General features: G+C 60.4%; 18 protein-coding genes. 8 read left to right on the forward strand and 10 right to left on the reverse strand.

All coding sequences use genetic code 11. The features are described from left to right. The first annotated feature begins 3 nt into the window (after positions 1–3). A complete protein-coding gene (gene nudC / locus AC1RL4_RS03370) occupies positions 4–834 on the forward strand; it encodes an NAD(+) diphosphatase (RefSeq protein ID WP_018929118.1) in 831 nt (276 codons plus the stop codon). Here the strand turns inward: nudC and AC1RL4_RS03375 are convergent. From AC1RL4_RS03375 to AC1RL4_RS03385, 3 genes are all read right to left on the reverse strand, one after another. Beyond that, complete coding sequence (locus AC1RL4_RS03375; protein ID WP_230173627.1) at positions 802–1,581, reverse strand: TSUP family transporter; 780 nt, start codon at positions 1,579–1,581, stop codon at positions 802–804. The genes nudC and AC1RL4_RS03375 overlap by 33 nt on opposite strands. A gap of 133 nt (positions 1,582–1,714) precedes the next feature. Next, positions 1,715–2,191 carry a nuclear transport factor 2 family protein gene (locus AC1RL4_RS03380; protein WP_028940636.1) on the reverse strand — a complete coding sequence of 159 codons (477 nt, stop codon included), beginning with the start codon at positions 2,189–2,191 and terminating at the stop codon, positions 1,715–1,717. 56 nt (positions 2,192–2,247) lie between these two features. Beyond that, the gene (locus AC1RL4_RS03385; RefSeq protein WP_019578835.1) at positions 2,248–2,811 is read right to left on the reverse strand and encodes a TetR/AcrR family transcriptional regulator; all 564 of its coding nucleotides are present in this window, start codon (positions 2,809–2,811) and stop codon (positions 2,248–2,250) included. A 228-nt stretch (positions 2,812–3,039) separates the two neighbouring features. On the opposite strand from AC1RL4_RS03385, the gene pssA reads away from it, so the two are divergent. Then, positions 3,040–4,383 carry a CDP-diacylglycerol--serine O-phosphatidyltransferase gene (gene pssA, locus AC1RL4_RS03390; protein ID WP_019649652.1) on the forward strand — a complete coding sequence of 448 codons (1,344 nt, stop codon included), beginning with the start codon at positions 3,040–3,042 and terminating at the stop codon, positions 4,381–4,383. A gap of 89 nt (positions 4,384–4,472) precedes the next feature. Here the strand turns inward: pssA and efeO (AC1RL4_RS03395) are convergent, their stop codons facing one another. The 7 genes from efeO (AC1RL4_RS03395) to AC1RL4_RS03425 all read right to left on the reverse strand — a co-directional run bounded on the left by efeO (AC1RL4_RS03395) (position 4,473) and on the right by AC1RL4_RS03425 (position 13,225). After that, positions 4,473–5,297 (reverse strand): iron uptake system protein EfeO, encoded by an 825-nt coding sequence (efeO, locus tag AC1RL4_RS03395; RefSeq protein ID WP_028940634.1) that lies wholly within the window; start codon positions 5,295–5,297, stop codon positions 4,473–4,475. Between the two features lie 26 nt (positions 5,298–5,323). Next, positions 5,324–6,622 carry an iron uptake transporter deferrochelatase/peroxidase subunit gene (gene efeB, locus AC1RL4_RS03400; protein WP_230173628.1) on the reverse strand — a complete coding sequence of 433 codons (1,299 nt, stop codon included), beginning with the start codon at positions 6,620–6,622 and terminating at the stop codon, positions 5,324–5,326. Between the two features lie 18 nt (positions 6,623–6,640). After that, a complete protein-coding gene (gene efeO, locus AC1RL4_RS03405; RefSeq protein ID WP_230173630.1) occupies positions 6,641–7,840 on the reverse strand; it encodes an iron uptake system protein EfeO in 1,200 nt (399 codons plus the stop codon). An 8-nt stretch (positions 7,841–7,848) separates the two neighbouring features. Then, complete coding sequence (efeU, locus tag AC1RL4_RS03410; protein ID WP_230173638.1) at positions 7,849–8,694, reverse strand: iron uptake transporter permease EfeU; 846 nt, start codon at positions 8,692–8,694, stop codon at positions 7,849–7,851. A gap of 117 nt (positions 8,695–8,811) precedes the next feature. Then, positions 8,812–9,819 carry a YiiG family protein gene (locus AC1RL4_RS03415; RefSeq protein ID WP_230173641.1) on the reverse strand — a complete coding sequence of 336 codons (1,008 nt, stop codon included), beginning with the start codon at positions 9,817–9,819 and terminating at the stop codon, positions 8,812–8,814. Continuing rightward, positions 9,816–11,525, reverse strand: coding sequence for a J domain-containing protein (locus AC1RL4_RS03420; protein WP_230173643.1), 1,710 nt, complete (start codon positions 11,523–11,525; stop codon positions 9,816–9,818). The genes AC1RL4_RS03415 and AC1RL4_RS03420 overlap by 4 nt, the downstream gene beginning before the upstream one ends. Further along, positions 11,522–13,225 (reverse strand): molecular chaperone HscC, encoded by a 1,704-nt coding sequence (locus tag AC1RL4_RS03425; RefSeq protein ID WP_230173645.1) that lies wholly within the window; start codon positions 13,223–13,225, stop codon positions 11,522–11,524. The genes AC1RL4_RS03420 and AC1RL4_RS03425 overlap by 4 nt, the downstream gene beginning before the upstream one ends. A 153-nt stretch (positions 13,226–13,378) precedes the next feature. On the opposite strand from AC1RL4_RS03425, the gene AC1RL4_RS03430 reads away from it, so the two are divergent. From AC1RL4_RS03430 to AC1RL4_RS03455, 6 genes are all read left to right on the forward strand, one after another. Continuing rightward, on the forward strand, positions 13,379–14,395 hold the full coding sequence (locus tag AC1RL4_RS03430) for an AraC family transcriptional regulator (protein ID WP_230173647.1): 1,017 nt from the start codon (positions 13,379–13,381) through the stop codon (positions 14,393–14,395). Positions 14,396–14,562: 167 nt separating this feature from the next. Further along, on the forward strand, positions 14,563–16,227 hold the full coding sequence (locus AC1RL4_RS03435; RefSeq protein ID WP_019578845.1) for an AMP-binding protein: 1,665 nt from the start codon (positions 14,563–14,565) through the stop codon (positions 16,225–16,227). Between the two features lie 16 nt (positions 16,228–16,243). Beyond that, positions 16,244–17,005 (forward strand): SDR family NAD(P)-dependent oxidoreductase, encoded by a 762-nt coding sequence (locus AC1RL4_RS03440; RefSeq protein WP_019578846.1) that lies wholly within the window; start codon positions 16,244–16,246, stop codon positions 17,003–17,005. A 12-nt stretch (positions 17,006–17,017) separates the two neighbouring features. Further along, complete coding sequence (locus AC1RL4_RS03445) at positions 17,018–18,211, forward strand: acetyl-CoA C-acyltransferase (RefSeq protein ID WP_028940626.1); 1,194 nt, start codon at positions 17,018–17,020, stop codon at positions 18,209–18,211. Positions 18,212–18,383: 172 nt separating this feature from the next. Continuing rightward, on the forward strand, positions 18,384–19,511 hold the full coding sequence (locus tag AC1RL4_RS03450; protein WP_019649660.1) for an acyl-CoA dehydrogenase: 1,128 nt from the start codon (positions 18,384–18,386) through the stop codon (positions 19,509–19,511). Between the two features lie 29 nt (positions 19,512–19,540). Then, positions 19,541–20,314 carry an enoyl-CoA hydratase gene (locus AC1RL4_RS03455; RefSeq protein WP_026331636.1) on the forward strand — a complete coding sequence of 258 codons (774 nt, stop codon included), beginning with the start codon at positions 19,541–19,543 and terminating at the stop codon, positions 20,312–20,314. The last annotated feature ends 76 nt before the right edge of the window (positions 20,315–20,390 follow it).

The following is a 20,390-nucleotide window of genomic DNA, read 5'->3' on the forward strand; positions in this document are numbered from 1 at the left end:
ACCATGACTTCACGCTGGACCACTGCAGTACTGGACACCGATCAACCCGGCGGCTGGGCCGTGGCGCGCAGCCCCGAAGGCTTTTTGTTCGATGACAATGGCGCCCTGTTTCCACGGGAATGGCTCAAGCGTCAGGACTTGTCGGTTCTTGCCGAGCACGGCATCGGTCACCTGGATGGCGAACCGGTGTACCTGCTGGAACTGCGCAGTCACAGCGATGTGCCGGGCTGTAACTGGAAAGGCTTGCGGGCGTTCATGCTCGAGGGCGATCACACCGTCTATAAGGTTCTGGGCTATGCCGCGCAAATCGGTACTTGGGCCCGTGAGCACCGTTTTTGCGGCAATTGCGGGCAGGCGATGATCCAGGTGCCGCGTGAGCGGGCGATGTATTGCGAGCCCTGCGATTTACGCAGCTACCCACGTATTTCGCCGAGCATGATTGTGCTGGTGACCCGTGGCGACGAGGTTCTGCTGGCTCGTTCGCCGCGTTTTGTCACCGGGGTCTACAGCACGTTGGCGGGGTTTGCCGAGCCGGGTGAGTCGGCCGAAGACTGCCTGATTCGCGAGGTTCGCGAAGAGGTGCAGATTGAGGTCAAGAACATCCAGTACATGGGCAGTCAGTGCTGGCCGTTCCCCCATTCGATGATGCTCGGTTTTCATGCCGAGTACGCCGGTGGCGAGATTGTCTGTCAGGAAGACGAGATCGAAGACGCCCAGTGGTTCAACGTGCACGAGCTGCCGCCGCTGCCGGCGTCACGCTCGATTGCCCGTTACCTGATCGACGTCTACGTGGCGCGGCGCTTAGGCCATGCTGAACCAGTGCTGCCAGGCTAGGCGCACGGTCAGGCCGAGCACCACCGTGATGAACACCGGACGAATGAATTTCGCACCGCCGCTGATGGCGGTGCGCGCGCCGAAGAAGGCGCCGACCATCACCGACAGGCCCATGCTCAGGCCGATGATCCAGTCCACTTGCCCGGAAAAGATGAACACCGACAGCGCCGCAATGTTGCTGACGAAGTTCATGCTGCGCGCCACGCCGCTGGCCTTGACCAGGTCGATGGGGTAGAGCAGCAGGCTGCTGACGGTCCAGAACGCCCCCGTTCCCGGGCCGGCCACGCCGTCATAGAAGCCGAGGCCGAAGCCTTGGGTCGACTGCCACTTTTTCTTGATCGGTGCGTCGCTGTCCAGCGGCGCTTTCGGCGTGCCGCCGAACAACAGGTACAGGCCGCAAGCGAACACGATCACCGGCAGCATCTTGTTCAGCCATTCCGCCGGCAAGTAATGAGCGACGATGGCGCCGGTGAGTGCGCCAACCAGCGTGCCGACGATAGCGTGCACCCATTGCCGTGGATGAAACAGCTTGCGCCGGTAGAAGGTGAAGCTGGCTGTGGCCGAGCCGAAGGTCGAACTGAGTTTGTTGGTGCCCAGCACCAGATGCGGCGGCAGGCCGGCGGTCAACAGCGCCGGGGTGGTCAACAGACCGCCACCGCCGGCGATGGCGTCGATGAAACCGGCAATGAAAGCGACGAGAGCCAGAACGGCCAGGGTAGTGAGGTCAACGCTGAGTTCGAAAGGCATGGAATGGGGCTTATTCGGCAGGGCGCAGAAGAGGGCTGCGGGGAAAGGCCGGTATCTTACCCATAAAGTTATCCGGGTACAGCCGATCGTTCCCAAGCGGGAGCGCGGGAACGATCGGTCAGGGGGATTGTGTTTACAGGCCTAGATCGGAGAGACCCGGGTGATCATCCGGCCGGCGACCCAGTGGCCAGTGGAATTTGCGCTCGCTTTCCTTGATCGGCAGGTCGTTGATGCAGGCGTAGCGGTTGAACATCAGGCCGTTCTCGTCGAACTCCCAGTTCTCGTTGCCGTAGGAACGGAACCAGTTGCCCGAATCGTCGTGCCATTCGTAGGCGTAACGCACGGCGATGCGGTTGTCGCCATGGGCCCAGAGTTCCTTGATCAGTCGGTAGTCCAGTTCCTTGACCCATTTGCGGGTCAGGAAAGCTTTGGCTTCTTCGCGGTTGTGGGCGAACTCGGCGCGGTTACGCCACTGGGTGTCCAGGGTGTAGGCAAGAGACACCCGTTCCGGGTCACGGGAGTTCCAGCCATCTTCGGCCAGGCGAACTTTTTCGATGGCCGATTCACGGGTAAACGGCGGCAATGGCGGACGAACTTCGGCAGTAGACATATTAAGTCTCCCTATCAAATTAACGTTCAAACAAGTTGTCGGGCTTATTTAAAGTGTTACAGGTCCAATAACTTTCGCGCCATGCATTGCGCATTATCGGCGGCACTGTGATCACCCATCACAAGCGCTACGGTAATGGCACCGTCGATCAGGATCAGCAGCTGTCTGGCCAGCGTCTCCGGGTCTGTTGCGCCATATTCGGTACAGAGCTCGCGCACGTAGTCGAGCAGTTTCTGTTTGTGGTCTTTGGCGACCAGGCGAACCGGGTCTTGCGGGTCGCCGGTTTCGCCGCTGGTATTGATAAATGCGCAGCCGCGGAAGCCTTCGGAGGCGAACCAGGCCTTGAGCACGGTAAACAGGTTGAGCAGCCGCTCGGCCGGGGTTTGGGCCTTGCCGACTTCGCTCCGGTACCAGTGCATCCAGCGCTCATCGCGGCGTTGCAGGGCCGCGACGACAAGCTCCTCCTTGTTGGCGAAGTAGCGGTAAATACTTTTTCTGGAGACTCCGGCGGTTTTCACCAGAAGATCCATGCCGGTGGCAGCGATGCCACTTTTGTAGATCAACTTTTCGGTGACATCCAGAATGATGTCGCGTGTGTCATTGCTAGTGATTTCGTTCATGGGGCTAACAGTAGAATGATCGTTCTTCATGGTCAAGTAGTTATTTGTAGCGCCTATGAAATTGCCTTCGCGGGCAAGCCTCGCTCCTACAGGATTTGTGTTCCAAACGACGAAAAACCGTAGGAGCGAGGCTTGCCCGCGAAGAGGTCTTTACAGACAGTAACAAGACCCAAACCCATCCATGGTGTAAGCTCTCAGGCTCTTCGGATTCGACCCTTTGCGAGCCCTATGCCGTTGCTTTTCAAACGTTCTCTGCTGCCTAAATTGCGCAGTTTTCCGCTGACCGCCGATGCCGTCACCATCCTCTCTGGCGCTGCCGAGTTCCGTCGTTGCCTGCTGGAAAAAATCGCTCAGGCGACCCGGCGCATCTACATCGTTGCGCTGTACCTGCAACAGGATGAGGCCGGCCAGGAAATCCTCGATGCCCTGCACGCGGCCAAACTGGCGCGTCCGGAACTGGACGTGGTGGTGGTCGTGGACTGGCTGCGCGCCCAGCGCGGCTTGATCGGTGCCGGCAAGCAACCGGGCAACTCAGCCTGGTATCAGGAAACCACCCGCACCCACGAAAGCGAAGTGCCGGTGTACGGCGTGCCGGTGCAAACCCGCGAGCTGTTCGGCGTACTGCATTTGAAGGGCTTCGTGATCGACGATTGCGTGATCTACAGCGGCGCGAGCCTGAACAACGTTTACCTGCACAAATTCGACAAGTACCGCTTCGACCGTTATCACCTGCTGCAGAATCAGGCGCTGGCCGATTCGATGCATCACCTGATCCAGCACGGTTTGATCACCTCCAAAGCGGTGCATCGCCTCGACCTGCCGAACCTGCCGACCACCCGCAGTCTGCGCCACGACATCGGCGACCTGCGCAGCCGTCTCAAGCACGCGGCGTACGACACCACGGCGGGTAGCACGGCAAAGGGCGGTTTATCGGTCAGTCCGTTGCTCGGTGTGGGCAAGAACAACCCGTTGAGTCGAGTCATCTGCGAGCTGATCGCCAGTGCGCAGCATCAGCTGACCATCTGCACGCCGTACTTCAACCTGCCGCTGGCGGTGACCCGGGAAATCAATCGGGCCCTGGCTCGCGGCGTGAAGATCGACATCATCGTCGGCGACAAGACCGCCAACGATTTCTACATCCCGCCCAGCGAGCCGTTCAAGGTGATCGCGGCGCTGCCATACCTCTACGAAATCAGCCTGCGACGTTTCGCCAAGCGTCATCAGCGCAACATCGACAGCGGCAAGCTGAACCTGCATCTGTGGAAGGATGGTGACAACACCTATCACCTCAAGGGCATGTGGATCGATCAGCGCTACACCTTGCTGACCGGCAACAACCTCAATCCACGGGCGTTCCGTCTCGACCTGGAAAACGCGTTGCTGATTGATGATCCGAAAGGCGAGTTGCTGGAGCCGCGTGGCAAGGAACTGGCGGAGATTTTCCAGCATACCCGCCGTATTGAGCGTTACCTGGATCTGCAAACGCTGCCGGATTACCCGGCGGGGGTGGCCAAGTTTCTCAAGCGTGTGAGTCGCGTCAGGATTGAGCGGTTGTTGTATCGGATTTTGTAGGGTTCAAAAGCAAAGATTGCAGCCTTCGGCAGCTCCGCGCCTGTGGGCGCCGCCGAAGGCTGCGATCTTTCCACAGACAACGCCGATATCTAGTTCAACCCCAACTTCCCCCGCAACATCGACAAATCCTCAGCCAGTGTATTCACCGGCCCGACCAGCGCTTTGCGGTCGCTGTCCTTCACCTTGTCATACGTTTCAAAACCACCCCCCGTAGTTTTGTACTTGGCTAACGTCTTGTTCACCGTAGCGAAGTTCTTGTCGACTTTGGCCATGAATGCCGCGTCTTGCTTCTCGATCTGCGGACGGAACAGGTCGACGATTTTCTTCGCGCCGTCGATGTTGCCCTGGAAATCATAGAGGTCGGTGTGGCTGTAGCGATCTTCCTCGCCGGAGATTTTGGTGGCGGCCACTTCTTCAAGCAGCGCAGCGGCGCCGCCGACGACTTTTTCCGGTGGGAAGGTCAGGCCGGCGACGCGGGTTTGCAGGTCTTTCACGTCTTTATTCAAACCGTCGGCCAGCTCGTCCAGGCCCTGGGTGCTGTTCTCCGAGAACAATGAGTATTCGATGCGGTGGAAACCGGTGAAGTCTTCGGCCTTCACGCCTTTTTCGTGGTCGTCGACCCGCGAGTCGATGGACGCATCGAGGTCACTGAACAACTCGGCAATTGGTTCGATCGACTCGTAATAGACGCGGGTCGGTGCGTAGAGCTTTTTCGCGGTGGCCAGGTCGCCTTTTTTCACTGCGTCGGTGAACTGCTGAGTGTGGTTGGCCAGTTCGTCCAGTTGTTCGGTGACGTAGATCTTGTAATCAGAGATCGGCCCCACCAACTCCAGCGGCGCCGTCGCCGCGAAAGCCGAAAACGGGGTGTTGAGCAAACCAAGGGTCAGCAGTAACGCGAGGGGCGACTTTTTCATGGGGCGGTTCCGTGGAGTTGTAAGGATCAGACTGAGGCTTTGGGTTGTGTGGCGTTGAGCAGCGAGCGGCCGATGAAGTCCTTGTCGCCGGTCACACCCGGCAGGGTGAAGAAGTACCCGCCGCCAACCGGTTTCAGGTATTCCTCCAACGGCTCGCCATTGAGTCGGGTCTGCACGGTGATGAAGCCTTTTTGCAAATCCGCCTGGTAACAGATGAACAGCAAACCCATGTCCAGCTGACCGTTCTTGTTCACGCCGTTGGAGTAGTTGAACGGCCGGCGCAGGATCAGGTTGGCCTGGGTTGCGGCGGTGCGCGGGTTGGCCAGGCGGATATGGGCGTCGAGTTTGGTCAGCTTGCCTTCCGGGTCTTTGGCGTAATCCGGGACTTCGGTTTCATGCGCACCATCCATCGGTGCTCCGGTGCTCTTGACCCGGCCGATAATGCTTTGCTGTTCTTGCAGCGGCGTGCGGTCCCAGCGTTCGACGAAGTTGCGGATGATCCGCACCGCCTGGTAGCTACCGTTGACCGCCCAGGCCGGTTCGTCGCTGCCGGGCTGGACCCAGACGATGCGGTCCATGGCCTTGGCGTCGTTGGAGTCGGGGTTGGCCGAGCCGTCGCGAAAACCCAGAAAGTTGCGTGCGCTTTGCGCCGGCACACCGGGTTTCGTCGGGGCTTGCGGAGGTACGCTGCCTTCCTGTTTCCAGCGCACCAGCAACAGGTCCGGCAGGTTTTTTACGATGTCGCGCAGGGCGTGGATGTTGGTGTCGGCGGTGTTGGAGCAGAACTGCAGGCTCAGGTCGCCGTGGCAGCAGTCGGCCTCCAGTGCGTCGTTGGGGAAACCGACCATGCGGATCAGCCGCTTGGGCTTGGCGCCGGCCAGACCGAAGCGCTCGTCGAACAGCGACTCGCCCACCGATACGGTGATGGTCAGGTTGTCCGGTGTGACCACCGGGCCAAGAATCCCCGAATCCAGCGGCGGCAGTTTGGGGTCGACCTCGGCCACCGGACCGCCTTGCATCAGGAACGCGATACGCTCGTTGAGCGTGCGAAACAGCCGCCCCAGATCTGCGCGGTCGTTGGCCAATACGTCGAACGACACCAGCATGCCGGATGTTGGGCGCGGGGTGACGATGCCGGTCTGGTGCGGGCCGTGGAAGGCGTGGCGGTCCTCGGTCTTGTCGCTGCTGGGTGCTTCGGTGACTTGCGCGGGGCTGGCGGCCATGGCCGGACAACTCAGGGCCGAACCGGCTATCGCCACACCGGCGGCTCCCATACCCATCAATACACGACGGCGTTGTGCTGAAAACTGTTCTGAGTCGTTCATCTGTCTGAGGTCTTCTGCTTACAGGCCGGAAAGGCCAAGGGCGGGATCGATTCCATCGAGTGCATCGGCCAGAACCTTGGCCTTGTCGGCGATACGTTTGCGCTGTTCGGCGCTGACAGTGTCGTAGCTGGCGTAGCCATCCTTGACCTTGAGACCGTTGAGTTCGGCGTCGAAGGCCGTGACCGCGCTGTCGATTTTTGCCAGTAGTTCAGCGGCAGATTTGCTCAGCAATGGCCGCAACAGGTCGACGACTTTGCGCGCCGCGTCGAGGTTGGCGGCGAAACCGTTCAGGTCGGTGTGACTGTAGCGTTCTTCTTCGCCGCTACTGGCGCGTACCTCGGCGAGGCTGTTGAGGTTGCGCACCAGCATGCTCACCAGTTGTTCCGGCGGCAGCGACTGGGCCAGCAGTTGCTGTTTGAGGTTGGCGACATCGATGCTCAGGCGTTGTGCAACAGGCGTCAGACCGTCGAGGTTGCGTTGTTGGAACAGCGCGTATTCGAGGCGGTGGAAGCCGACGAAGCCCGGATCCTGCTCGCGCTTATCGAAGTAATCGGCGCGGGCATTGATCGCGTTGTCCAGCTCCGCCAGGCGCTGGGCTGCTGGAGCCAACCGTTGATAAGCTGCGCGAGCCGGCACATACAAGGCTTGCGCCTGGCTCAGGTCGCCGGCCTCGATTGCTTGCTCAAGCGCGGCGACGGCTTTGATCAATGCGATGCTCTGGCTGCTCAGGTACACGCGGAATTCCGACAGCGGGCCAATGAACGCCACCATCGATGGACGCGCCTTGGCCGCCGCATCGGATGCGGCGGTCGGGCTGACATGCAAGGTGCCGCGCGGGTTGCTCAGCAAGCCGCAGGTGATGGCGTAGTCGCCGGGCAACAGGTTGGCGTTGATCACCTGGCTCAGGCCAGGGGCGATGTTCTCGCGCTCTTCGACCACCAGCACGCCGTCAAGAATTTCCCATTCGACGGCACGGTCCGAGCGATTGACGATACGGAAACTGGTGCGACCGGCCGGAACCGTCAGCGCATTCGGTTCGCAGCTATGCGGGTGAAGGGTGACCAGCACTTGGTCGTGGTTGCTCTGGCGCTTGGCGGCGGCCATTTTCGAGGCGTAGTAGAACAGGCCACCGGCGGCGATCATCACGATCACCGAACCGGCTACCGCCCAGCGCAAGGCGCGGGGAGGGGAAGCCACTGGAGGAACTGGCGTTGACATGAAGGCCCTTACTGGCTGGAAACGGAGGAGGGTGTTTGCGCAGACGTGGCTACGGGAGCCGGGAGAAAAAACATCACCAGTGCCACCAACAGATAAGTCAGATATGCCCCGAGGGTGCTGACCGTCGGTGCGTCCTGGTAACCGAACATCCCGGCCAGCACCGAGCCCAGCGGGCCGTCCATCGGCAACGTGGCACTGATATCGAAGAGCACGGTTTGCAGGTGATTCCACACGCCGGCTTCATGCAGGGCTTGCACCGAGTTGGCGAGAATCCCGGCGGCCACCACCAGGATGAACAAACCGGTCCAGCGCAAGAACGCCGAGAGATTCAGGCGCAGGCTGCCGGTGTAGATCAGGAAGCCGACGATGATCGCCAGGGCCAGGCCGAGCAGGGCGCCGAGCGGTGCGGCCGGGCCTTCGCTTTGCTGGAACACGGCGAGCAGGAAGAACACCGTTTCCAGGCCTTCCCGGGCGACGGCGAAAAACACCATGGCGATCAGCGCGGTCACTTGATGCCTGGAGCCGGTCAGCGCCTGATCGAGGGAAACGTGCAGCGAATGCTTGATCGAACGCGCCACCTTACGCATCCAGAACACCATGGAGCTGAGAATGCCGACGGCCAGTAAACCGACCACACCTTCAAACAGCTCTTGCTGCTTTTGCGGGAATTCAGCACTGACCAGTTCCAGGCCACCGCCGACCAGCAGGGCCAGCGCGGCGGCGAGGAATACGCCGACCCACACTGCCGGCATCCATTGGCCACGACCGGTCTGCTTGAGGTAACTGGCGATAATGCCAACGATCAACGCGGCTTCGATGCCTTCGCGCAGCATGATCAGAAAAGGAACGAGCATTCAGCACCGGGGAGTCATTAGATAGGGTGCTAATTTGTAACATGATGAAACTCATTCTCATATGCCAATAATTGACATTTGCCTGAACCTAAGCTGAACGCATTGTTAAAGCGTCATCTAAAGCAGTGAGTTCACCCGATCGTTGTAGACCTCGATCAACTGATCGTAGCGACGGCCGATTCGTTCGAAGTCATCACTCAACTGTTGCGGCGAGGCCTTGGCCACCCAGTCGTCGTGCAGCTTGTTAACGGCATCCAGATAGTGCTTACCGGGCGAGCGCACATAGTTCCAGATGTTTTCCGGGTAATCGGCGTTGCTGGTTGCGGAGTTGGCTTGCATGTAACGGCTGCCGTCGTCCCAGGCCTGTTGCAGGGGGAGTGTTGCGTCGCTTAGATCACTGGCGGTAAAGGTGCGATCGCGAACACCGTTGTCGAGCTTGAGCATGAGGGTTCGCGCTTCCAGCATGTAGGTGAGGATGTGCGCGTACTTGAGTTGATCCCGGGTCTTGAGTTGCTCAAGCTGAACCTTGCGCAACCCCAGGTCCTCGGCATCAAGCTCACGGCGTAGTTGGTCAGAAGCGTTCAGGTAGTCATTGACGAGAGGAATAAACAGATTGTCGCGCTCGGCCTTATCCGCAGGGCTGACTGAATAGAGGGGCTTGGAGTTGAAAAAGTCGAAGCTCCTGGCAGCTTCGTTGGCGGCCGTCAGAGTCGTTTCAAAGCGATTTTGCAAGGCTAGCAACTCAGGTGCCGATTTTTGAAGATTGTCCTTTTGCAGCGTGTTCAACCGACAACCATAAGCATCGTGGACGCTTGGGTAGTTGAGCTGCTCGCGAACGCTGACCATCTGGTCGAAGTCTTCGGGAAAGCGCTTTTTCAAGGTTGGATCGACTGGGCGGTCCCGCTTCAGGTAGTTGGTGTATGCATGACGCCAGCGACCGTCGACTGAATTGAGGCAGGAAATCAACGGGCGAAGGGCGATGGACTTTTCTCGCTCGGCGAGGTCGGGTTGATGGATCCAGCGCTGAATCGGGGTCAGAAGAGTGCTTTGATGCTCTCTCAACATTCCGAGAAAGGTGATTGTCAGCACGGCGGTAATTGCGATTGCCTTAACGCGTTTGTTCATCGTTGCCCCTCCTGCGCGCCTGATTGCCCATACCATTGCTCCCGGGTGGGGGCGATCCGGCATTCCTGACGACTGTCGAGGGGGCCACTGCAACTGCGTTTGGGAAAAGGTTGCAATCCTTGATCCGGCCCCATCAACTGACTTCTGGCAACGATGTAAAACAGGAGCGTCAGACCAATGACCCCAATCATCAGAGCAATCGACGGTGCGGGTCCCAAGGCGGGTCGCCGAACCTTGGGGGGCTTGATGTGCAGCGTTTCTGGCCAGACGACACGGCTCAAAGCACCTAGCGTCAGTAGCACCACGATGTAGCTGACAAATGCCGGCGCGCCACAACAGGCCCATGCCCAGGCCCCCATCAGCCAGCAGGGCAGCAACTCGCGCAGCACCAGCGGTGCAGGGCGTCTGAAACTGAATCGAGGTGAAACAGCGCGACTCAAACGCACGTCCAATGACCAGAGTCGGTCCGCCATCGGGCGCCAGATCCACAGCAATGCCGCGCCGGGCGTAGCCAGCACGCACAGCCAGAACAACATCGCGGCAAAGCTTGCACCGATACCGGATCGATCACTGAGGTATTCGACGGCTGCCCAAGTGAGCGATGCGCCAAACAACCCGGCAAACATGGGCCAGGCCTGGAGGGGCTGAACGAGGGGCTTCCAGAAATACGGATCGCCGTTTGGCATTTCGCGGCATCGCGCCGGGGCCAGGCGCTGGAGCTTCGCACTAAGCATGCGGCAGGCATTCCAGTCCGCTTCAAAAAAACGCCGTGCGAAGGCGCTTCGCTCGGCGTCGGTCATCGGCGTCAGTAACAAACGTGCTGCGCGGCTCTGGGGCTCACGATCATTCAGGACGGCCAGGCGTTCCAGGGTTTCAATAAAAACCTGACTATCTCGGCGCTGTAACAGTGCCGTCCAATAAGGTGGCGGGCAACGCCCTTCGGTTTCGGCTTCGTTCGCGGCGGCGTCCCAGTGCTGATGTGTACACAGCGTTTCGAACACGTGCGTAGACCAAAAGCTCGAATCCACCAGTAAGCGAGCCAAGGTTTCATTAAACCAGTCGTGGCGTTCGAATGGCTGCAACCAGTCGGCTTGTTTGAGCGCCAGAAAACGCTCGATGAATGCGTCGGCCTGGCCAGCGTCAAGCAACTCGCGCAAGCACTTTTCCACATGATTGCAGTAAGCGTGAAGCAGCAACTCAAGCGCTTGCGGTGATAGATCCTGGCGTTGCCAGGCGCTGAACCAGTTGAACTGCTCCAGTCCCCAGGCTGCCAGCAACATTCTGTCGTCGCGCGGTGACAGGCACATCATCAGCAACTGATCTTCGAACTCCCGGCTGCAGTGAGACACGCGTGCCTGCGCCAGACGTTCATCGAGTCGGTCTACAGTAACGTCTTCCAGTAACTGCTCCGCCCGTTGCGCTCCGGCGTGCTGCTCGAACTGTATATGTTCCAGCTCGAAACTGGGCCCTGCGTCAAACGACGGTGCAGGTGGCTGAAGTTCAACCGTGGGTTCGCGCTGACTGAACGACGGTATCGCCGGTTCGCGGCGGCTCCATTCCATCGCCTGCTCGTAAGCTTCGCGCAGACGCTGAAAACCGCTCGGGTCTTCATCCGGACGGTGTACTTTGAGCAGCGTTGCGTATTGGCGTTTGATGCTGCGTGAATCGGCATCGGCTTCCAGCCCCAGAATGGCCCAGCAATTCATCGCCACAGGCCTTGTTCCAGTTCATCGAGCTGTTGCGTCAGTTGCAGGCGCAGATCGCGTATCGTTCGTTCGTCCTGAGTGTCGAGTATTTGCTTGAAGCGGTTGGCCATGTGATCGAGCCGTTGGCGCAAATCGCCGAGGCTTTCCTGATACAGCCGCTCAAGGCGCGCAGTCAGCAGGCTGTTGACCTGTTGTTCACGCGGATGAACCTTGAGGTTGGCCAGTGCGGCCAGGCGTTGCTGGATCTCTTTGGGGGCGAGTACGCCGGGATTATTTTCGATCACCAGCGTCCGGCGCTCGCCGGTGCTTTGTATCAGTGCCTCGGCTTCGAGCAGGCCGTTGTTATCGTAAGTGAAGCGTACGTCGATGCTGATCTCGCCAGCTCGCGCCACTGGCACTTCAATTTCCATTTCACCCAGGTGGATGTTTTCTTTTACCCAACGACTTTCGCCCTGAAAGATCTTCAGCAGCACGATACGTTGACTATCACGAAGAGTGCAGACCGTTTTGACCCGGCTCACGGGGACCACACAGTTTCGCTCGATGATGGGCAGGTAATGACCCGATTCCACGCCTTCGCCCACGCTGATCGCGGTTTCGATGCCAAGGGTGTATGGGCAAACGTCGGTCAATACCACCTCTTCGAGTGCAGCATCCCGAGCCTTGAGGGCTGCTTGCACCGCCGCACCCAGCGCAATCGATTCGTCAGGGTTAAGCGCAATCGAAGGAAACCGGCCGAACAATCCGGCGACCATCCGCCGGATCATCGGCATGCGGGTCGTGCCGCCCACCAGCAGGACTTCGTCCAGCTCCGATGGCCGAATGCGTGCGTCGCGCAGTGCGGTTTCGATCGGTGTGCGCAGGCGCACGAGCAGCGGCGCGTAGAGTTCGGCCAACTGCGTCTGGGTGAACGTCTGCTCCCATTGACCGGCGCCATGGCGCAGGACGAAGGTCGCGCTGTCGGCCTGGCCAAGGGCATGACGCACGCGCTCGGCTTCGCGACGCAGGCGATGGGCGATATTCGGTTCCGTCAGTGAAGGCATGTCGCGATGGTTGGCGTGTGCTGTGACAAAGGCCTGAACCAGCACGGTGTCGAAGTCTTCCCCACCGAGAAAATTGTCGCCCGCGCTGGCGCGCACTTCCATGACGCCGTCGAACAGTTCGAGGATCGACACATCGAAGGTGCCGCCACCGAGGTCGAACACCAGAAACGAGCTGGCGCTGTCGCGCTGATGCAGTCCGTAAGCGAGGGCCGCGGCTGTCGGTTCGTTGATCAGCCGTTCGACCTTGAGGCCAGCCAACTCGCCAGCGATTTTCGTGGCTTTGCGTTGAGCGTCGTTGAAATAGGCGGGTACGCTGATCACCGCTTCAGTGACCGTTTCGCCATAACGGCGTTCGACGTCTTCCTTCAGACAGCGCAACACCAGTGCCGACAGCTCTTCCGGGCGGAACGAACGGGTGCCGAGACGAAGTTCATGAGCACTGCCCATGTGTCGCTTGAACAGTGCCGCCGTCAGGTGTGGATGAGTCTGCAAACGTTCCTTGGCAGCCTGACCGACCAGCACCCGGTTCTCGTCGTCAAGGCCCACCACGCTTGGGGTCAGCAGACTCTCCAGGGCGTTTGGAACCAGTTCGGGCGCGCCGTTGCGCCAAACGGCAACCAGGCTATTGGTGGTGCCCAAATCAATGCCGACGATCATAACGTTTACAACTCCATGTCCATTCGGGAATTCCCGGCAACAGCCTATCGGCCACAAAACCGGGTAATTGAGCCGGTTTCGCGCAAGACTGGCTTTTTACTCTGTGCTGCCTAAGATGGCCAACAGATTAACCAGTACACCCGAGTGACGTTTATGTCGGAAAAGGACACCATCTCCATTCAACTGGTGCGTGAAGCGCTGCTGCAAAGTTGCGCCCCGGGCGCCGCCACCGTAGAGGTGTTGAACAAGGTCGACATCGATCCGGCGCTGCTGGACAGCACCGACGCCCGTGTCCCGGCCACCGCCTATGCGCGCCTGTGGCGTTTGCTGGCCCGGCGTGGGGACGATGAGTTTTTTGGCATGGACCCGCGCAAGCTCAAGTCCGGCAGCCTGGAGTTTCTCTGTCGCTGCTCCATGGTTCAGCCAAGCCTGGCCGCCGGGCTGACCTCGGGCCTGAGCTTTCTGTCGTTGATGCTCGAACGCCTGCCCGCACAACTTGTTCGCCAGCAAAGCCTGGCGGAAATCGTCCTGCTGGAGGACGACGAAGAACCGCGCCGCGCCTTCACCTATTTCACTTACTGGATGATCGTGCACGGCGTCGCCTGCTGGCTGGCGGGCCGACGGATTCCGATCCTGGCCATTGAATTGCGCTGCCCGGAGCCGGATTTTTGCGATGACTATCGAGTGATGTTTTCCGAGAACCTGCGATTTGACCGGCCACGCACGCGGATGATTTTCTCCGCCGATTGCCTGGATTTGCCGATCAAGCGCAGCGCTGAAGAGCTCAAGCGCTTTCTGGCCCATGCGCCGGCGAACATTCTGGTCAAGTACCGCGACCCTGAGAGCCTGGCCAGCCGGATCAAGCACGATCTGCGGCAATTGCCCGCCGAGCGCTGGCCGGAAACCGAAGCACTGGCGCAGCAACTGTGCATGTCGGCCTCAACGTTGCGTCGCCGCTTGGCCGAAGAAGGGCAGACGTATCAGGGGCTCAAGGACAGTGTGCGCAAGGAACTGGCCATCGTCTGGCTGGCCGAGCCGGCCATCAGCTTCGCTGAAATCGCCACTCGTTTGGGGTTTGCCGATGCCAGCTCGTTCTACAAGGCGTTTCGCAAGTGGTCGGGGTCCAATCCTGGGCATTATCGGAGTTTGATTCTTAACGAGGCCAGTTGATCGATCGTTCCCACGCTCTGCGTGGGAATGAGGTAGGTAGTGACCTTGGCCAAACCAGTCACGCAACTTGATAGCTTTGACCATTGTCCCGCTCCCCGCGCAGAGCGAGTATTTCCCTGTTGATTACGGTTCCCCCAACCTAATAAAAATACAGAGGGATTCTGGCAATGCGCGATTACTTGTCTGCTACGTCACAGTTCAATTATCAGCACACCGTCGATGCCGCGCTCACAGGGTCGTTGACCGCGCTCAACGCCTGCGTCGAGTGTTGCGACCGGCATGCCTTGCCGGGGCGCATTGCGCTGTTCTGGGAAGGCCGCGACGGTAGCAGCGCGACCTATACTTTCAGCGACTTGCAGGACAAGGCCGCGCGCTTCGCCAATTTTCTGGTGGCCCAGGGCGTGAAGAAGGGCGACAAGGTCGCAGGCCTGCTGCCCCGCAACTTCGAATTGCTGATCACGGTGTTCGCCGCCTGGCGCATCGGTGCGGTTTATCAGCCGCTGTTCACCGCCTTCGGCCCCAAAGCCATCGAACACCGTCTGAACAGTTCCGGCGCCAAAGTGGTGGTCACCGATGCGGTCAATCGCCCGAAACTGGCTGAAGTGGCCGACTGCCCGACCATCGTCACCGTCGGTGGCACCAAGGGGCAGGGCATCGTGCGCGGCGACTTCAGTTTCTGGGCGGAACTGGCCAACTACTCCAGCGTCTGCGAACCGGTGTTGCTGACCGGCGAAGACCCGTTTCTGCTGATGTTCACCTCGGGCACCACCGGCCCGTCGAAAGCGCTGTCGGTGCCGCTCAAAGCCATTGTCGCCTTCCAGAGCTACACCCGTGACGCAGTGGACCTGCGCCCCGAAGACGCCTTCTGGAACGTTGCCGATCCGGGTTGGGCCTACGGCATTTATTTCGGTGTCACCGGGCCGATGGCGATGGGGCATCCGATCACCTTTTACGATGGCCCGTTCACCCTCGAAAGCACCTGCCGGGTGATCAACAAATACGGGATTACCAACCTCACTGGCTCACCGACCGCCTACCGCTTGCTGATTGCCGGTGGCGATGAGTTCGCCCGTTCGATCAAGGGCAAGCTGCGCATCGTCAGCAGCGCCGGCGAGCCGCTGAATCCGGAAGTGATCCGCTGGTTCGCCGACAACCTCGGCGTGGTGATTCACGACCATTACGGCCAGACCGAACTGGGCATGGTCCTGTGCAATCACCACGGCCTGGAACATCCGATCCACATGGGCGCCGCCGGTTTTGCCTCGCCGGGCCACCGCATCGTGGTGCTGGATGACGAATACAAAGAACTCGGCGTCGGCCAGCCAGGAATCCTGGCCATCGACCGCACCCAGTCGCCGATGTGCTGGTTCGGCGGTTACGAAGGCGTACCGACCAAAGCGTTCGTCGGCAATTATTACCTGAGCGGCGACACCGTCGAGTGGAACCCGGACGGCAGCATCAGCTTCGTCGGCCGCAGCGACGACGTGATTACCACCTCGGGCTACCGCGTCGGCCCGTTCGACGTGGAAAGCGCGCTGATCGAACACCCGGCGGTGGTCGAGGCGGCGGTGATCGGCAAGCCCGACCCGGAGCGCACCGAACTGGTCAAAGCCTTCGTCGTGCTCAGCCCGCAATACCGTGCCGAACCTGCGCTGGCCGAAGAGCTGCGGCAACACGTGCGCAAGCGTCTGGCGGCGCACTCGTACCCCCGTGAAATCGAATTTGTCAGCGAATTGCCGAAAACCCCAAGCGGCAAATTGCAGCGCTTTATCTTGCGCAACCAGGAAATCGCCAAGGCTCAAGAGGCCGCCGCGAAGAACGTTTCAGCTTGAATCCAAGGAAACAATGATGCAGATCGAAAACAAGGTTTTTCTCGTCACCGGCGGTGCTTCCGGCCTCGGTGCCGCCACCGCTGAAATGCTGGTGGCGGCCGGTGCCAAGGTGATGCTGGTGGACATGAATGCCGAAGCCGTCGCGGCGCAGGCTGCACGTCTCGGCGCGCAAAGCGTGGTAGCCGACATCAGCAATGAAGCGGCGGCAGAAGCGGCGGTGCAGGCGACGGTCAAAGCGTTTGGCGGCCTCAATGGCCTGGTCAATTGCGCCGGTATCGTCCGTGGCGAGAAGATCCTTGGCAAGACCGGCCCCCATGCCTTGTCCAGTTTCAGCCAGGTGATCAACGTCAACCTGATCGGCAGTTTCAACATGCTGCGCCTGGCTGCTGCGGCGATTGCCGAGACCGAAGCCGATGCAGACGGCGAGCGCGGGGTGATCATCAACACCGCATCGGTGGCGGCCTTCGACGGCCAGATCGGCCAGGCCGCGTATTCGGCGTCCAAAGGCGCGATTGCCAGCCTGACCTTGCCTGCCGCCCGTGAACTGGCGCGCTTCGGCATCCGCGTGATGACCATCGCACCGGGCATTTTCGAAACGCCGATGATGGCCGGCATGACCCCGGAAGTACGTGATTCACTGGCTGCTGGGGTGCCGTTTCCGCCACGCCTGGGCAAGCCGAGCGAGTACGCCGCGCTGGCCAGGCATATCATAGAAAACAGCATGCTCAACGGCGAGGTGATCCGTCTCGACGGTGCCTTGCGCATGGCCGCCAAATAAGGAGAATTTGTCATGACACAATCCAACGATCCGATTGTTATCGTCAGCGCCGTCCGCACCCCAATGGGCGGTTTCCAGGGCGAACTGAAAAGCCTGACCGCGCCACAGCTGGGCGCCGCAGCGATTCGTGCCGCGGTCGAACGCGCCGGTATCGCCCCTGAATCCGTCGAAGAAGTGCTGTTCGGCTGCGTGCTCTCCGCCGGCCTCGGCCAGGCCCCGGCGCGGCAAGCGGCACTGGGCGCCGGGCTGGATAAATCGACCCGCTGCACGACGCTGAACAAAATGTGCGGCTCGGGCATGGAAGCGACGATCCTGGCCCACGACATGCTGATCGCCGGCAGCGCCGACGTAGTGGTCGCTGGCGGCATGGAAAGCATGTCCAACGCGCCGTACCTGCTGGACCGCGCCCGCAGCGGTTACCGCATGGGCCATGGCCAGGTGCTCGATCACATGTTCCTCGACGGCCTCGAAGACGCCTACGACAAGGGCCGCCTGATGGGCACCTTTGCCGAGGATTGTGCCGAGACCAATGGCTTCAGCCGTGAAGATCAGGACGCGTTTGCCATCGCGTCGACCACCCGCGCCCAACAGGCGATCGAGGAAGGTAGTTTTAACGCCGAGATCGTGCCGCTCACCGTGACGGTCGGCAAACAGCAAGTGCTGATCAGCCACGACGAACAACCGCCGAAAGCCAAACTGGACAAGATCGCTTCGCTGAAACCGGCGTTCCGCGAGGGCGGCACGGTGACGGCGGCCAACTCCAGTTCCATTTCCGACGGCGCGGCGGCATTGGTGCTGATGCGCCGTTCCGAAGCCGAGAAACAAGGCTTGAAACCACTGGCAGTGATTCATGGCCACGCGGCGTTCGCCGACACCCCGGGGCTGTTCCCGGTGGCACCGGTGGGTGCGATCAAGAAGTTGATGAAGAAAACCGGCTGGTCACTGGACGAAGTCGAGTTGTTCGAAGTCAACGAAGCTTTTGCCGTGGTGAGCCTGGTGACCATGACCAAGCTGGAAATCTCCCACGAGAAGATCAACGTCCACGGCGGTGCCTGTGCCTTGGGCCATCCGATTGGTGCGTCCGGCGCGCGGATCCTCGTCACCTTGCTCTCGGCCCTGCGCCAGAAAGGCCTGAAACGCGGCGTTGCAGCGATCTGCATCGGCGGCGGCGAAGCGACGGCCATGGCCGTTGAATGCCTGTACTGAGGCAGATGCCAATCCCTGTGGGAGCGGGCTTTGTGGCGAGGGGGCTTGCCCCCGTTCGAGTGCGCAGCGCTCGCAGATTCTTGGGTCCGCTGCGCGGCCCAACGGGGGCAAGCCCCCTCGCCACAAGGCTCCCACAGGTTCTGCGTCTTCAGGATAATTTTAAGGAATTGGCATGATCCCCAACGACGAACAACTTCAGATCAGCGACGCGGCCCGGCAGTTTGCCCAGGAACGGCTGAAACCGTTCGCCGCCGAATGGGACCGCGAACATCGTTTCCCCAAGGAAGCCATCAGCGAGATGGCTGACCTGGGCTTCTTCGGCATGCTGGTGCCGGAGCAGTGGGGCGGTTGTGACACCGGATACCTGGCTTACGCCATGGCCCTGGAAGAAATCGCCGCCGGCGATGGCGCCTGCTCGACCATCATGAGCGTGCACAACTCGGTGGGTTGCGTGCCGATCCTCAAGTTCGGCAACGACGACCAGAAAGAACGTTTCCTCAAACCGCTGGCTGGCGGCGCGATGCTCGGTGCGTTTGCGCTGACCGAACCGCAAGCCGGTTCCGATGCCAGCAGCCTGAAAACCCGTGCCCGGCTGGAAGGCGATCACTACGTGCTCAACGGCTGCAAGCAGTTCATCACTTCCGGGCAAAACGCCGGGGTGGTGATTGTGTTTGCGGTGACTGACCCGAGTGCCGGCAAACGCGGGATCACCGCGCTGATCGTGCCCACCGATTCGCCGGGCTATAAAGTCGCGCGGGTCGAAGACAAGCTTGGCCAGCACGCCTCTGATACCTGCCAGATCCTCTTCGAGGATGTGAAAGTGCCGGTGGCCAATCGACTGGGTGAGGAGGGCGAAGGCTACAAGATCGCCCTGGCTAACCTCGAAGGCGGACGTGTCGGTATCGCCTCGCAATCGGTGGGCATGGCCCGCGCCGCGTTCGAAGCGGCCCGCGACTACGCCCGCGAACGCGAGAGCTTCGGCAAGCCGATCATCGAGCACCAGGCGGTAGCGTTCCGCCTGGCCGACATGGCCACCCAGATCGCCGTGGCCCGGCAGATGGTGCATTACGCGGCGGCATTGCGCGACAGCGGCAAACCGGCGTTGGTCGAAGCGTCGATGGCAAAACTGTTCGCCTCGGAAATGGCCGAAAAGGTTTGTTCCTCGGCGTTGCAAACCCTTGGCGGTTACGGTTACCTGAACGACTTCCCGCTGGAGCGGATCTACCGCGACGTGCGGGTGTGCCAGATCTACGAAGGCACCAGCGACATTCAGCGCATGGTCATTTCGCGCAATCTTTGAGAAGGAGTCCCTCTGTGAGCAATAAAGAGCTGAACTACGAAACGATTTTGCTGGAAACCCACGGCCGTGTCGGCCTGATCACCCTCAACCGTCCGCAAGCCTTGAACGCGTTGAATGCCCAGATCGTCAGTGAACTGAACCACGCCCTCGATGGCTTGGAAGCCGATTCGAACATCGGTTGCATCGTGCTGACCGGCTCGAAAAAAGCCTTCGCCGCCGGTGCCGACATCAAGGAAATGGCCGAGCTGACTTACCCGCAGATCTACCTCGATGATCTGTTCAGCGACAGCGATCGCGTGGCCAATCGCCGCAAGCCGATCATTGCCGCGGTCAACGGTTTCGCCTTGGGCGGTGGCTGTGAACTGGCGCTGATGTGCGACTTCATCCTGGCCGGCGACAATGCCAGATTCGGCCAACCGGAAATCAACCTCGGCGTATTGCCGGGCATGGGCGGCACCCAGCGCCTGACCCGCGCCGTGGGCAAGGCCAAGGCCATGGAAATGTGCCTGAGCGGGCGCTTGATCGATGCGGTGGAAGCCGAGCGTTGCGGGATCGTGGCGCGCATCGTGCCGGCGGATGAGCTGGTGGACGAAGCGCTGAAAGTCGCGGCGCTGATTGCGAAGAAATCACTGCCGATTGCGATGATGATCAAGGAAAGCGTCAATCGCGCCTTTGAAGTCAGCCTGTCGGAAGGCGTGCGTTTTGAACGCCGGGTATTCCATGCGGCGTTTGCCACGCAGGATCAGAAAGAAGGGATGGCGGCGTTTATTGCCAAGCGTGAGGCCGAATTCCAAGGCAAGTGATGTAGCGTCCTCACGGACGTCTTCGCAGGCAAGTCGGATCGCCGCACCGCTCGCGCCTACAGAGGATATGCATTCC

The sequence above is a fragment of the Pseudomonas sp. GW822-FHT07A10 genome (genome assembly GCF_058798795.1).